The sequence below is a fragment of the Haloferax marinisediminis genome, from assembly GCF_009674585.1.
Lineage (GTDB): Archaea > Halobacteriota > Halobacteria > Halobacteriales > Haloferacaceae > Haloferax > Haloferax marinisediminis.
In genome coordinates this window covers 19,418-32,521 of sequence record NZ_WKJP01000005.1, presented here as the reverse complement: position 1 = coordinate 32,521, position 13,104 = coordinate 19,418, and the positions used below count along the sequence as shown (strand labels likewise).

The window sequence follows — 13,104 nt, the reverse complement described above, 5'->3', positions numbered from 1 at the left end:
GGAACACGCTGGTACCATGGACTCACCACGAGTCATCGTCGAAGAGTTCTTCGACCGGATGGAGGACGACAGGAGAAACACCGTCGGCGACCTGTTCGCCGAGGACGCAGTTATCACGCTCCCTGGTGCGACGTTTGAGGGGCCGACCGCAGCCTACGAGTTCCTCGATTTCCTCGCACCGCGGTACGAGTGGGCCGCAAAAGAGTTCGACCGCTGGATCGAGGCGGGTGACACCGTCGTCAGTATCGGGAGCCTCTACGGCGTCGACAACGATGGCGTCGAGTTCGGAGACGTGCGGTACGTCGACGTGTACGAAGTCCGCCGGGGACTCATCGAACGACTCGACATCTGGAACGACTTGGCGGCGGATGGTGTCGTCGCCGTCGAACCGGAGACGTCGACCGACAGTGTCGAGGCGGACGTGCCGAGCGAGGAGGAATGACCGCCAGAACGGGTGTTCTCTTCGCGCTTCGAGACGACCCATCGCTCGTCGTTCGCGCAGAGGAACTGGGATACGAGTCGGCGTGGGCCGCCGAGGGCCAGGGGATGACCGCGTTCGGAAAACTGGAACGGTGGGCTGTCCACACAGAAGAAATCGGCCTCGCGACCGGCATCGTCAACGTGTACTCCCGCACACCAGCGACGCTCGCAGCGGCGACAGCGACACTCGACGCCCACTCGGACGGTCGTGCGATTCTCGGACTCGGCGTCGCTCACCCCGGCGTCGTCGAGACGTTCCACGGGGTCCCGTTCGAGCGCCCACTCGCGCGGATGCACGAGTACGTCGAACTCGTCCGCCGGTACCTCCGTGGCGATGCCGACTCGTTCGACGGGGAATTCTTCACACCCGAGCGGACGAGTTTCTGGGATGCGTTCGAACCCGTTCGTAAGGAGGTCCCAATCTACAACGGCGCTCTCGGCCCGGGGAACGTCAGACTCACCGGGCAGGTTGCCGATGGGTGGGTTCCCAACCTCTATCCGCGTCCACAGTTCGACGAGGCACTAGAGTGGCTCGAAACGGGAGCCGACCGCGCCGGGCGCGCTGTCGCCGACATCGACGTCGCGATGTACGTCCTCACCGCAGTTCACGACGACCCCGATGAGGCGCGACGTGCGGCGGCCGAACACGTCGCATACTACTTGCGTGACGTTCCGGGCTACTACGACCGTGCGGCTGAGCAGGCAGGGTTCAGCGACGACGTCGCGGCTGTTCGGGCGGCATCGACGACCGAAGCTGGTGCGCAAGAAATCTCCGAGGCCTTCCTCGACCTCGTCGCAATCGTCGGTACACCAGACGAAGCCCGTGGCCGGCTCGCCGAACTCCGCGAGATGGGTGTCGACCTTCCCATCGTCCGCGCGCCAGGTGGTGTCGACAGAGACTGGGTTGCGCGAACGCTGGAGGTGTTTGCACCGTAACATGACTGTCCCTGTTCGTGCCGTACTTTTATGCTGGATGCCATCGCATCTCAGTCGAAGCGAGTCATGACAGACCGTATCTGGGAGGACCTGCTATCTGAACAGGATAAACAGGTCATCACGAAGGCTGGTTACGACAAGGAGGGCGCCTCGTCGTGGGAGTCACGCGGCATGGGCGAGAACCCGATGGTTCTCGTCATCGACATGCAGCGACTCATCGTCGGCGAGAACGTCCCCATCCTCGACGCCGTCGAGGAGTATCGAACCGCGATGGGCGACATCGCGTGGAACGCTATCGAGTACATCGACCCATTCCTCGACTTCGCGCGCGAGGAGGGACTTCCGGTGACGTACACCCGAGTCGTCCCGTCGAGTTACGACGACTCCGACCACCCGGACCTCGACATCGTCGACCCCGTCGCACCCGAGGAAGGCGACACCGTCATCGACAAGTCCTACGCCTCGGCGTTCTACGGGACCGACCTCCTCTCTCGACTCGTCCGCGGTGACCACGACTCGGTCATCATCGTCGGCAACTCCACGAGTGGGTGTGTCCGGGCGACGGCAGTGGACGCGAAGCAAAACGGGTTCAGCGTCATCCTCCCACAGGAGTGCATCTTCGACCGCATCGAGGCCTCACACAAGATTGGCCTCCTCGACCTGTGGATGAAGTACGCCGAGGTGCTGGAGACCGACGACGTGAAAGCGTGGGTCGAGACCCTATGACGTACGACCTCGTCATCACGAACGGAACTGTCGTCACACCCGAACACGGAACCTTCGACGCAGACGTCGCGGCCGATGGTGAGACCATCGCGGCTATCGCGGCACCCGGGACACTCGAAGGCGAGACGGAAATCGACGCGACTGGAAAGTACGTTCTTCCCGGCGCAATCGACCCGCACACACACCACGGCATCTACCGCGGGTTGGAAGCAGACGCCGAGTCTGAGTCGAAATCCGACCTCGTCGGCGGTGTGACCACGATTGGCAACTACTTCCGCCGTGCAGGTGCCTACGCCGACATCATGCCGGAGTACTTCGACGAGGCGGAACCCAACTACTACCACGACTACTTCTTCTCGCTCGGCCTCCTGTCGATGGAGCACGTCGAGGAGATTCCGACCATCATCGACGAGTTCGGTATCACGACGTTCAAGTGGTACATGAACTACAAGTACGCCGCCCGCGAGAAGTTCGGCGTCGACTGCGACATGAAAGACGACTTCGGCGACGCCTTCATCCAGAAACTCGCCGAACAGGACGTCCCGACGACGCTCGGCTACCACTCGGAGAACGTGGAGATAACGAACGCCCTCGCCGGCGGAAACGTCTACGTCACCTCCGAATCCGACGACACCGACGCCGACGCCGACGAGGGCTACGAAGTGATGGTCGAAGAGTTCCCCGGATACGCCGAAACACAGAGTATGGTCGCGGGGTCGTCCCTCGCGAAGGTCCACGGCTACGACGACCGATTCTACGCGGTCCACATCTCTGCCGGGCAGACCGCCGACGAACTCGCCGCACTCCACGACGCCGGCTATCAGACGTGGGGCGAGACCTGTATCCACTATCTCGCGCTGACCACCGAGGAGTGTGACGAGCGGATGAAAGTCAACCCGCCGGTCCGGTCGAAAGACGACCAGGAGACACTCTGGAAGCGACTCGCCGACGGAACCATCTCGACCATCGGGACCGACCACTGTGCCAACCTCGCCGAGAACAAGTTCGGCGACGGGATCCGCGACAGTCTCCTCGGATTCCCCTCGACGCCGGTGATGCTCCCGCTCATCCTCTCGGAGGGCGTCAACGAAGGCCGCATCTCTCTCGAACGCGCCGTCGAGGTGACGAGTACGAACGCTGCGAAGGCGTTCAACCTCTACCCCAAGAAGGGCACAATCCGAGTGGGGAGCGACGCCGACCTCGTCGTCGTCGACCTCGACGAGACGAAGACGGTGACACCCGAACTGCTCCACAGCGTCAGTGGCTATTCGCCGTACGAAGGTCGCGACGTCACTGGGTGGCCCACACAGACTGTGGTGAAAGGCCAACTCGCGTACGACGACGGCGACATCGTCGGCACGAAGGGATTCGGAACTCACATCGACCGACCAGTGTAGGCGACCGACCCACAGCGGATACCGGTCACTACCAACCGACTCGAACAACCCCGGACGGACACTGAACCAGCAGACGAACGCACCACGATACACACGAACGAGACACATACGATATGACAAACGACACGAACGGACCACTCGACGGCCTCGTCGTCCTCGAGGCAGGGTCGATGATTTCGGGCCCGACGGTCGGCCGCTTCATGGCCGACTTCGGGGCGACGGTCATCAAAATCGAACACCCGAAGTTCGGCGACCACATCCGACGATTCGGCCCACAGAAAGACGGCGTCGGCCTCTGGCACAAGTACCTCTCACGGAACAAACAATCAGTCACCCTGAACATCTCCACCGAGGAGGGGGCGACGGTGTTCGAAGATCTCGTGAGCGAGGCAGACCTCCTCATCGAGAACTTCCGACCCGGCACCCTCGAACGGTGGGGCGTCGGTTGGGAACACCTCTCTGCGGTGAACCCTGACCTCGTCATGCTTCGGATGTCTGGATTCGGCCAGACGGGACCGTACTCCGAACGCCCCGGATTCGGGACGCTCGCAGAGGCAATGTCGGGATTCGCCTACTTGAACGGCTTTCCGGACTCACCACCGTTGCTCCCGCCGACGGGACTTGCAGACAACATCGCAGCGTTGTTCTCGACGTTCGCAGTGATGTTCGCACTCTACCACCGTGACGTCCACGGCGGTGGTGGGCAGTACATCGATACGAGCCTCATCGAACCCATCTTCGGGTTACTTGGTCCACAACCACTCCGCTACGACCAGCTCGGCGAGATTGAGGCACGGTCGGGCAACCGCTCGACGTCGTCTGCCCCGCGGAACGTGTACCGAACTGGAGACGACCGCTGGGTCGCTATCTCTGCGAGCGCCCAACCGCTCGCAGAGCGGACGTTCGAGGCAATCGGTCGGCCCGACCTGATAGACGACCCACGGTTCGAGACGAACGAAGACCGTGTCGAGAACGTGGAGGAACTTGACGACATCATCCAAAGCTGGATGGACGAGCACACTCGCGAAGAGATTCTCACTGCGTTCGAAGAAGCTGACGCTACGCTCGCACCGGTGTACAACGTCGAAGACATCCTGAACGACGAGCACTATCAGGCGCGCGAGGCGTTCTTGACCGTCGACGACCCCGACCTCGGTGAGGCAGTCGTCCAGAACGCATTCCCCAGATTCTCGGAGACGCCGGGGCAGGTGAAGTACCTCGGGCCGAGCTTGGGTGAACACAACGACGTCGTGTTCCGCGAACGGCTCGGATACGACGATGAGTTCCTCGGCGAACTCGAAGCAGAGGGCGTAATATGAACTTACTCGAAAACCTTCCAGACCAGATTCACGTGGTCGAGATGCTCCCGCGCGACGGATTCCAGCGTCTCGACGACTTCGTGCCAACCGACGAGAAAGTCGAAATAATCGATGCGCTGTCGGCGACTGGCGTGGACGAAATCGAAATCTCGTCGTTCACGCACCCCAAGGCCGTCCCGACGCTTCGTGACGCCGACGATGTGGCGAAGCAAATCACTCGCTACGACGACGTGACCTATCGGGCACTCGTTCCGAATCTCGTCGGCATGGAACGCGCCGTCGAGGCCGACGTCGACAAAGTAAACGCGCTCGTCACGGTGAGCGAGACGTACACGAAGAAGAACCAAAACCGGACGCGCGAGGAAGTCCTCGCCGAGATGGACGACATCGTCGAACTCGCCCACGCCCACGACATCGAAGTCGAAGCGGGGATGGGGACGAGTTTCTACTGCCCGTACGAGGGGCAAATCGACGCCGAGGAGACGCTCTCGGTCGTCGACAGTGTCGTCGAATCCGGCGTCGACGAGGTGACGCTCGCGACAACGATGGGCCTCGCAAATCCGGTTGAGATTACCGAGCGGTTCAGTGCGGCGTTCGACGCTCACCCGGACCTCGATATGGGGCTTCACCTGCACGACACGAACGGGATGAGCCTCGCGAACACACTCGCTGCCATGGCAGTCGGCGTCGACCGATTCGACGCGTCAGTCTGCGGTCTCGGTGGCGGCGTCGTCCTCCCAGAGGGGATGTCCGGCGTTGGCAACACGCCGACAGAGGACCTCGTCCAGATGCTCACGCGGATGGGTGTCGGCCACGGCGTCGACTTCGGCCGCATCGAATCGGTCGCTCACGACGTGTCGGATCGACTCGGCCTCGGAGCGACCAGTCACGTCCTCATGGGAGGGACGGTCGAGCGCGTGCTCGAAACCGTCGCGTCAGACCAACAGGAGAAGTGAACCATGCCAGGAAAGACACTCGCAGAGAAACTCCTCTCGGAGAAGTCCGGTTCCGACGCCCGCGCCGGCGACTACGTCGAAGCCCAAATCGACGTGGCGATGGCGCACGATATCACGGGTCCGCTCGCGTTCCAGACGTTCCACGAGGTGGCGGGCGAAGATGCTGACCTGTTCGCGCCCGACCGTACCATCTTCACAATCGACCACCACGCCCCGGCCGACGGAGTGCAGGCTGCGAACAACCACAATGCGGTTCGCGACTTCGCCGCCAAACACGGCGCGAATCAGTTCGACGTCGGCGACGGCATCTGCCACGCTGTCCTCGTCGAAGAGGGGTTCGTCAAACCGGGTGACCTCGTCATCGGAGCGGACTCACACTCGACGACCTACGGTGGCATTGGCGCGTTCGGAACCGGCGTCGGTTCGACCGACCTCGGGACTGCGCTCGCGACCGGCGAACTCTGGTTCCGCGTCCCCCAGACGATGCGATTCGACGTCCACGGTGACCTGCAAGACGGCGTCTACGCGAAGGACCTGATTCTCCGGTTCATCGGTGACGTTGGCTTCGATGGGTGTACCTACAAAGCCGCGGAGTACACCGGGAGCACCATCGAATCACTCCCGGTTCACGAACGACTCGTCCTGTCGAACATGGCGATCGAGATGGGCGGCAAGACGGGCATCGTTCCCCCGGACGAACGAACTGCCGAGTACCTCGAGCGACAGACCGGGAACGACATCGACCTGAGCGACGCGTTCCACTCGGACGACGACGCCGACTACGAGTCGGTTCACACCTACGACGCCACCGAGTTGGCCCCACAGGTGTCGAAGCCATCGAACCCAGAGAACGCCGTTGACGTCACCGACGTCGAAGGAACAGAGATCGACCAACTGTTCGTCGGGACCTGTACGAACGGCCGGTACGAAGACATCAAAATCGTCGCCGACATTCTGGCGGGCGAAACGCTCGCCCCGAACGTTCGAATGGTCGTCGTTCCCGCTTCGAAATCTGTCTATACACACATGCTCCACACGGGCGTCTTCGAGACACTCACCGACGCTGGTGCAATCATCCAAAACGCCGGTTGCGGACCCTGTGCAGGGTACCATCAAGGGGTTCTCGGAGACGGAGACATCTGTCTCGCGACGGCGAACCGGAACTTCCCCGGACGTGAAGGCTCGATGGACTCGGAGGTGTACCTCGCTAGTCCGGCGACCGTCGGTGCGAGTGCGCTCTACGGTGAAATCACCGACCCACGAGACATCGAGACGAATCGCTACGACGACACCATCTTCGCGGAGGTTCTTCCATGACGGACCCGAGTGACACCACTTCTCGCCCAGACCCGAGTGAACCAGCGCGCGCGTGGGTGTTCGGTGACAACATCGATACTGACCAGATAACACCGTCGCGCTTTATCGTCTCGTCTGACCCGGACGAACTCGCAGAACACGCGTTCGAAGACCTCAGACCTGAGTTCTCCGAAACTGTCGAACCCGGGGACTTCGTCGTCGCCGGAGAGAACTTCGGAAGCGGGTCGTCGCGGGAACACTCTCCGCTCTCACTCGTCGGCGCAGGCGTCTCGGGCGTCGTCGCGCAGTCGTTTGCGCGAATCTTCTTCCGAAACGCTATCAATCTCGGGTTACCCGTGCTTATCTGTCCGGGTGCGGATGCAATCGACGACGGCGACGAGATTCACATGGACCTGGACGCGGGCATCGTCGTCAACCACACCAAAGACGAACAGTACGATGCCGAGGCGCTTCCATCGTTCCTCCAGACACTCGTCGAACGAGGAGGGCTGAAAGCCTACACGAAAGCCAAACTCGACCGTTGAGCGGGCACTCGACGGTCGACACAGACGAATCGACTGACGACTTCCACAGAGGCACCCACTGACACGCAGTTTCGATACGGGATTCCGGTTTTATCTGATTCTCGCATCCCAGTAGAGGAGGCCAGCGGCGACGACCAGACAGACTGCGAGGCCGGCAAAGGCGGCGACGTAGCTCAGGTACGTCGCGACGATACCGACGTACGCTGGACCGACTGCGTTCGCACCGAGGAAGAACGCACGTGCAGCGCCCAGGTCGGCCCCTCGGTCGTCTTCTGGTGCATTGTCGAAGATGATGGCGTCTGCGAGGGGGAACTCCATCTTGTAGCCGATAGCCAACACGACGACGGAGAGGTAGATGAACGCCCGCGCGTCTGCGAACGCGAGGAGCGCGAGTGCGCCGGCGGCGACGAGGAGGCCGATGACAGCGATGGATTCTCTTCGGAATCGGTCGCTCAGTCCGCCTGCAACGGGCTTGATGGCGATTCCAACCCCGAAGACGACGGCGAACGTCGCACTCGCCAGTTGTTGGTCGAACCCTTTCGCCTCGATGAGGTACGTCGGAAAGAAGTTGATGAACCCACCGACCATGAAGTAGAAGAGGCCGAACGCGACCAGTGTCCGACGTTGTTTCGGACTCGCGAGGAGTCGCCGAGCCGTTCCGGTTGCGTCGAGTTCTGGTGACCCTACTGTGTAGCCTTCTGCCGACCAGATAGCGAAAATGATGGTGAGGATGCCGAGGAGGATGGCGATGGGGATGAACGGCGTGCGCCACGTCGCGTAGGTGAGCGCGAGGATAGCGAGTCCAGACGCGAGGAGTCCACCGAGGTCGGTGCCTGCTGCGTAGAGACCGAGTGCCCGGCCGCGCTGCTCGACGAAGAGGTCTGAGAGGAGCGCACGAGAGGGGATGGCGAAAAATCCTTTTCCTAGGCCAGTCACGACGGCGGCGAGGACGAACCCCGCGAGGCCGCCTGCGATACCGAAGGTCGCGAATCCGAGTACGAGTAACGCGAGTCCGGGCACGATGAGTGTCGCTCGCGTCCATCGGTCAGAGTACTCACCGCCCGGATACTGGGTGATGGCGTAGACGCCTTGAAAGAGGGCGAGCGCGAGGCCCGCGGTCGCTTCGGTAATCTGTAAATCTTCGATGATAGTCGGGAGAAGCGGTGATAAGAGGAATCGTCCCGCCTGGAGCACTGCCCACGCGAGCGAGACGGTAAGCAACATCCGACCTCGATAGCCTGCGAGGAGGTGTCCGTCGGATGCACGCTGTTGGTCCACACGGTTCGTATGCCGACCTGCTACCAATGAATTACGGTTCCGGAATCGTTGGTGGTCCGGTTTACTCTCGTCTGCCCCCGAATCGGTGTGTTTCGTTCTCAGGTAGTGACCTTCCAGCTGAGTCGCCCACACTACAATAATAAACTTTTACATAATTCTACAGCATATAATGGAAAAATCGCTTTGACTATTATAGTGTGGGGAGATACTGGAAAAACCTGCCATATCTAGGTTTTAGATTAGGTTAGAAAACAACCATCACTATAAACAACCATAAGTTTAATCAGATAACTGACAGTCGGTCTGTGCATCGCTCGCCGCCGAGTGAGTATTTACCTGATACCCCCGCGAACCCCGGGGTATGGAGGCAACAGCGATAGACCACGTCAACTTACGCATCCCCGACGACGCCGTCGACGACGCCGTCGAGTTTTACGGCGATGCACTTGGATTCGACATCGAGAACCGGGACCTGTTCGAGTCGGATGAGAAGCCGTTCATCTCCGTCCGCCTCACACCTGTGAGTATCATCCACCTCCAACCGACAGAAGATTTCCACCCGCCGACCGACCGGGCCTTCGACCACGTCGCCATCGAGTTCGACCACACCATCGACGAACTCCAAGAGCATCTCGACGCGGCGGGAGTCGAGGTCGACCGACAGCTCGAACCACTCGGTGCGACCGGTGTCGCTCCCGCAGTGTACGTCACGGACCCATTTGGATACACGTTGGAATTGAAAGCACAACCCGACGAGGGGAACCCATAGTATTTTAAAAACTGCACAATACTGAGCGGCGGTACTGAATCGGTTGTAGGTGAGTAGATACGTCGATCCAAGACTTTCTGTGAATGCACATGTCTCAGAAAATCATCGCTTTGGTGGCGAAATGTATCCTCTGAAAGGTGTCCAATACGCATTGAAAGAGACCCGATACTCACAGAAAGAAGCTCTATACTCGATTAAATCGGGGCTTTAGGACTGGTTAGGACGGTACTTACAAGTATGTAGGAAATCATTAATTTCTAGTATGGGTGGACAAACTATTGACAAAATGAGTGATGTTCCAGAGTTCGAGTGGGGGGAACTCTGGTATTCGCGGGGTGATGGGGTTCACCTCCGAGCCAACGCGAGTGTGCTTGGTGTGCAACCATGCCCTCGTGACATCACCTCGGCAGCACGCGACGGTAGCGGGCAGGGAGCGAGGTGAACGACGATGTCGTGTGATGAGGGACACCGCGATGGCACTGTCCCACAGAACGAGAGCAGGGTCGATTCACGCACGATGCAACTGGGGGTCACTTCCGTCGACCACGTGGTACGAACGCCGTCTTCGCCGACGACAACTCGGGACCACGTGCTTCGTCGAAAGCCACGGAGGGGTGATTCGTGGTGACTGATTCGATCTCTCCCGACAACCTCAGTCGCTCGGCGTACAGGAGCTCGGACCGTACAGCCGACGCGCTGACGGGGGCACCGAGTGAGGATACGACTGACAACTGTCTGTCGTTGTTCGTCCTTGCCTGCGAAGAGCACATGCCGGGAGACGGAGACTGCTTCAGCCCACTGTCGGACATCGCGTGGCTTCAGTTCATCGAGGGGCTCGAAATGCACGTCGTCGTCGACAACCAGCCTTCAGTCGCCGAGACACACGCTGCTGACTTCGACGCACGAGGGAGCGGTGTGTGGCTGGTCGACGACACGGGGACGGTCCACAGCCAGTGGGCGCTCCCATCCAAACGGCAGGAGGTTCTGTCGATTGGACGGACTGTCGAGCAGACGATCGACTCGTGGGGTAAGGGTCGATGACGCCACTCTTCCGTGAGATGGAGCGCGTCAGCGAGAAGTTCACGACCGCTATCCGCGGTATCACTGTCGAAAAGTCGGTGTGGGCGAACGGTGAGGGACTCTCGGTCGTCCGGTTCGAAATATCGTCGGACAGAGACGACGCCGTCCGGCTTCGGATGGTCGAATCCGTCCCATCGGACTTCCCGATGGAGAATCTCGGACCACACCCAAAGTACGGTGGCGACAAGTGGACGAAGACCGACGATGGCGCGTTCGTCTACACCGACCGACTCGCTCCCGAAGGAGAGGCGTTCACTCTCTACGGAATAAAGGGCCTGTCTCAGAGCAGCCTCGAATCATTTCTCACCGAAGTGGGGGTCGAAATCGACCCTGCTGGTGACGAACCAACGACCGACAGCGACGACTTACTTACTATGACGAACGACAACGCGGAGAACAGCGAACCCGACGACGAAACCACAGCACAAGAGACCACGTTCAAGCCAGGGGACGACTTCGAAGGCCGCATTCCACGCGTCGAAGACCTTCGGTCTACGTCCGGGAGTTGGAGTACGAGTCGGACAGGGAGAGATAGGGACATCTCGTCGGACATCCAGTTCGTCGGGTCGAAATCACAGAACGCTGCTGAGCGCGACGACGGTCCTAGCGCCAACGACGGTTCTCTAGAACTCGCTGACCCAACAGAGGGCGACGCTGACTCATCCGTTGAAGCTTCGACGTCTGATTCCGCTGAACCAGTCGTCGAGACTGACACACTCAGTCCCGACAACAGTGATTCGACGGCAGTCGACGAGGAATCTGAGGAGCTCACGGACGCCGCAGAAGAAGCGGACCACGGTAGCGACGAACCCGACGGGGAATCTGTAGACGTCGAGACTCCCGATATCGACGAAGACGGTGAGGTTGATTCAGCTGAGGTTGTCGAAGACGATGTCGACACAGCCGAATCCGAGGCGGAGGACGCCGACGCACCGACTTCCGAAGTGAGCGCCACCGACGAATCTGAACCTGCAGAACACGACGCGTCTGAGGTCGAAAGTATCGTCGACGCTCTCGTGGAGGAACTCTCGAGTCGGGACCTCTCCGACGACGAGTTGGCAGTCCTGCGTGACTCGTTGGGAACTTCGGCGCCGACGTCGCTGGACGCACGACTCAGTCACGTCCAGAACCGCGTCGACAACCTCGCAGCGTACACGAAAGCCCTCGAAGAGTTCCTCGACGAAAACGGGACCGCTGAACAGGTCATCGATGGCCTGCAGACTGAGACGGCCGAGATGCGCGACGACATCGAACAGCTCGAATCGGCTCTGACTGCGTCGAAAGATGCTATCCAGACCATCGAAGCGCAGGTCGAATCCATCGAAGACAGTCTGGTAACCGAAGCGGTGTTCGAAGAGCGTCTCACCGAACTCGACCAGCGACTCGTCTCCGAGTGGAAACTTGACGCGCAGGTCGACAAACTCACCAGCGAAATATCGGAGATTCGAGACGACGTCGAAACCGGAAAGGTGTGGCGTAGTAACCTCAGTCAAGCAATCCAGCTCCCCGGTATGATGGACGATCGAACGGAGGCTGACGATGCCGGAGGACACTCAGATACCGAAGAATCCGCATCCAGCACGGCTTCGAAAGAGGGTGAGGACGCCGAAAACACTGAAGCGGCCGAACTATAGTCTTGACATCTCTTCCGTCTTGAAGTGAGTCTCCAGAACGCAACTGATTCTGGCTGTTCGCTAGCGGTGGTCTGGCGACGATGATGCAGGTTGGAATAGTGTTTTTCACCACCCTTCTGTTAGATGCTTAGAGATTTTCTAATCGAATACAGATTCCATTCTGATACTAATGGCCGATTTGACCGGTACACCCTTGGCCAAAATTGGGGCGATTCTACACCCCTGAATTCACAGTTGTACTGGCTCTCGGGCCCTACACCCTTGGTCTACAGGGGTGTACACCCACGCATTTTCCCCGCAAGGGTGTACTCGAATCGGACCCACACCAGGGATGTAACCGAGCCACTATTGGCCTCTTGTATTCGGCATTTTGGTAATTCAAATTCGCTTGCTGGTGCCCACGAGAGACCTGCTACCCTGTGAAACGATTCTTCGGATGGCGTCCATCGGAGGTGGAATTGGCCTCGACGAAGCTCCTGGATATGTCTTCTAAAAACGCTGATTCCTTAGTACACCCCAACGTTGGTGGGGTGTATCCTCCGATTTCGAATTCCGATATTGCCTCTATTGAGTGGATTGATGACTGTTCAAAGTGCCCATTTCCACAATTCCTCTTTCTACGTTTTGACGCTCGTGAGGTCTCTCTGGCGTCGTTATCGACGTGAAACGAAGGTTGTCTCTCTGGGAT

Annotated in this window: 12 protein-coding genes; 11 read left to right on the top strand and 1 reads right to left on the bottom strand. The window is 59.8% G+C overall.

Annotated elements, in window-relative coordinates:
- Nucleotides 1–16: 16 nt before the first annotated feature.
- From GJR98_RS15950 to GJR98_RS15915, 8 genes are all read left to right on the top strand, one after another.
- On the top strand, nucleotides 17–442 hold the full coding sequence (locus GJR98_RS15950; protein WP_151139733.1) for a nuclear transport factor 2 family protein: 426 nt from the start codon (nucleotides 17–19) through the stop codon (nucleotides 440–442).
- A complete protein-coding gene (locus GJR98_RS15945) occupies nucleotides 439–1,416 on the top strand; it encodes an LLM class flavin-dependent oxidoreductase (protein WP_151139732.1) in 978 nt (325 codons plus the stop codon). Before GJR98_RS15950 ends, GJR98_RS15945 begins: the two co-directional genes overlap by 4 nt.
- A gap of 66 nt (nucleotides 1,417–1,482) precedes the next feature.
- Nucleotides 1,483–2,142 (top strand): isochorismatase family protein, encoded by a 660-nt coding sequence (locus GJR98_RS15940; protein WP_151139731.1) that lies wholly within the window; start codon nucleotides 1,483–1,485, stop codon nucleotides 2,140–2,142.
- Nucleotides 2,139–3,539, top strand: a complete 1,401-nt coding sequence (locus tag GJR98_RS15935; protein ID WP_151139730.1) for a dihydroorotase — start codon at nucleotides 2,139–2,141, stop codon at nucleotides 3,537–3,539. Before GJR98_RS15940 ends, GJR98_RS15935 begins: the two co-directional genes overlap by 4 nt.
- A 113-nt stretch (nucleotides 3,540–3,652) precedes the next feature.
- Nucleotides 3,653–4,858: a CaiB/BaiF CoA transferase family protein gene (locus tag GJR98_RS15930; RefSeq protein WP_151139729.1), complete on the top strand. Its 1,206-nt coding sequence runs from the start codon at nucleotides 3,653–3,655 to the stop codon at nucleotides 4,856–4,858.
- Entirely contained in the window at nucleotides 4,855–5,814 is a 960-nt protein-coding gene (locus GJR98_RS15925; protein ID WP_151139728.1) for a hydroxymethylglutaryl-CoA lyase, read from the top strand. Before GJR98_RS15930 ends, GJR98_RS15925 begins: the two co-directional genes overlap by 4 nt.
- A 3-nt stretch (nucleotides 5,815–5,817) precedes the next feature.
- On the top strand, nucleotides 5,818–7,131 hold the full coding sequence (locus GJR98_RS15920; protein ID WP_151139727.1) for a 3-isopropylmalate dehydratase large subunit: 1,314 nt from the start codon (nucleotides 5,818–5,820) through the stop codon (nucleotides 7,129–7,131).
- On the top strand, nucleotides 7,128–7,655 hold the full coding sequence (locus GJR98_RS15915; protein WP_151139726.1) for a 3-isopropylmalate dehydratase small subunit: 528 nt from the start codon (nucleotides 7,128–7,130) through the stop codon (nucleotides 7,653–7,655). Before GJR98_RS15920 ends, GJR98_RS15915 begins: the two co-directional genes overlap by 4 nt.
- Before the next feature lie 90 nt (nucleotides 7,656–7,745).
- Here GJR98_RS15915 and GJR98_RS15910 read toward each other — a convergent pair whose 3' ends face one another.
- Nucleotides 7,746–8,879 (bottom strand): MFS transporter, encoded by a 1,134-nt coding sequence (locus GJR98_RS15910; RefSeq protein WP_151139916.1) that lies wholly within the window; start codon nucleotides 8,877–8,879, stop codon nucleotides 7,746–7,748.
- A gap of 415 nt (nucleotides 8,880–9,294) precedes the next feature.
- Here GJR98_RS15910 and GJR98_RS15905 point away from each other — a divergent pair, with 415 nt between their 5' ends.
- The 3 genes from GJR98_RS15905 (at nucleotide 9,295) to GJR98_RS15895 (ending at nucleotide 12,416) form a co-directional block, all read left to right on the top strand.
- Nucleotides 9,295–9,702, top strand: coding sequence for a VOC family protein (locus tag GJR98_RS15905; RefSeq protein ID WP_151139725.1), 408 nt, complete (start codon nucleotides 9,295–9,297; stop codon nucleotides 9,700–9,702).
- A 624-nt stretch (nucleotides 9,703–10,326) separates the two neighbouring features.
- A complete protein-coding gene (locus tag GJR98_RS15900) occupies nucleotides 10,327–10,743 on the top strand; it encodes a hypothetical protein (protein WP_151139724.1) in 417 nt (138 codons plus the stop codon).
- Nucleotides 10,740–12,416: a hypothetical protein gene (locus GJR98_RS15895; protein ID WP_151139723.1), complete on the top strand. Its 1,677-nt coding sequence runs from the start codon at nucleotides 10,740–10,742 to the stop codon at nucleotides 12,414–12,416. The genes GJR98_RS15900 and GJR98_RS15895 overlap by 4 nt, the downstream gene beginning before the upstream one ends.
- Nucleotides 12,417–13,104: the final 688 nt, after the last annotated feature.

Bases quoted from the DNA above. Each gene is read 5' to 3' on its own strand.
- GJR98_RS15925 (WP_151139728.1), top strand. From the start codon at position 4,855: ATGAACTTACTCGAAAACCTTCCAGACCAGATTCACGTGGTCGAGATG.
- GJR98_RS15940 (WP_151139731.1), top strand. From the start codon at position 1,483: ATGACAGACCGTATCTGGGAGGACCTGCTATCTGAACAGGATAAACAG.
- GJR98_RS15920 (WP_151139727.1), top strand. From the start codon at position 5,818: ATGCCAGGAAAGACACTCGCAGAGAAACTCCTCTCGGAGAAGTCCGGT.
- GJR98_RS15895 (WP_151139723.1), top strand. From the start codon at position 10,740: ATGACGCCACTCTTCCGTGAGATGGAGCGCGTCAGCGAGAAGTTCACG.
- GJR98_RS15935 (WP_151139730.1), top strand. From the start codon at position 2,139: ATGACGTACGACCTCGTCATCACGAACGGAACTGTCGTCACACCCGAA.
- GJR98_RS15945 (WP_151139732.1), top strand. From the start codon at position 439: ATGACCGCCAGAACGGGTGTTCTCTTCGCGCTTCGAGACGACCCATCG.
- GJR98_RS15930 (WP_151139729.1), top strand. From the start codon at position 3,653: ATGACAAACGACACGAACGGACCACTCGACGGCCTCGTCGTCCTCGAG.
- GJR98_RS15905 (WP_151139725.1), top strand. From the start codon at position 9,295: ATGGAGGCAACAGCGATAGACCACGTCAACTTACGCATCCCCGACGAC.
- GJR98_RS15915 (WP_151139726.1), top strand. From the start codon at position 7,128: ATGACGGACCCGAGTGACACCACTTCTCGCCCAGACCCGAGTGAACCA.
- GJR98_RS15910 (WP_151139916.1), bottom strand. From the start codon at position 8,879: ATGTTGCTTACCGTCTCGCTCGCGTGGGCAGTGCTCCAGGCGGGACGA.
- GJR98_RS15950 (WP_151139733.1), top strand. From the start codon at position 17: ATGGACTCACCACGAGTCATCGTCGAAGAGTTCTTCGACCGGATGGAG.